Genomic DNA, 389 nt, shown 5'->3' with positions numbered 1-389 from the left:
CGCAGGTCGAGCACCAGGCCCTGGAGGCCGTCCGGCCCGGAGTCCTGGCTCAGTTGCTGGAGGGCGGCCTGCAGATCCCGGAGGGTGATGCCCTGGAAGTTCTCCAGCCGCACATAGCCCACGTTCCCGGCCAGCAGCGCGTGCCGCACGCTTGGAACGGAGACCGTGGCGCGGACGAGTGTCATCACCCGGGGCTTGTCCCAGCCCTTGCGCATCACCGTGAGGGTGGCCTCGCTGTCGACCGGGCCTCGCATCCTGGACACGGCCTCCGCCAGGTCCATGCCTCCGGTGTCCGCCCCGTCGATCTTCTGGATGTGGTCGTCCGCCTGGAGGCCGGCGCGCCGCGCGGGCCCGTTGGGCAGCACGTTGACCACGAGGAGGCGGCCCTC

At 71.5% G+C, this 389-nt stretch carries 1 protein-coding gene; it reads right to left on the bottom strand.

All coding sequences use genetic code 11. From position 1 onward, the window contains the following. On the bottom strand, nt 1–389 hold a 389-nt coding region (locus tag D7Y04_RS43580), incomplete at both ends, for a S41 family peptidase (RefSeq protein WP_121763097.1).

The sequence above is a fragment of the Corallococcus sp. AB038B genome, assembly GCF_003668955.1.
Taxonomy (GTDB): domain Bacteria; phylum Myxococcota; class Myxococcia; order Myxococcales; family Myxococcaceae; genus Corallococcus; species Corallococcus exiguus.
The sequence above is the reverse complement of the archived record's forward strand: the minus strand, read 5'-3'. Positions and strand labels throughout refer to the sequence as shown.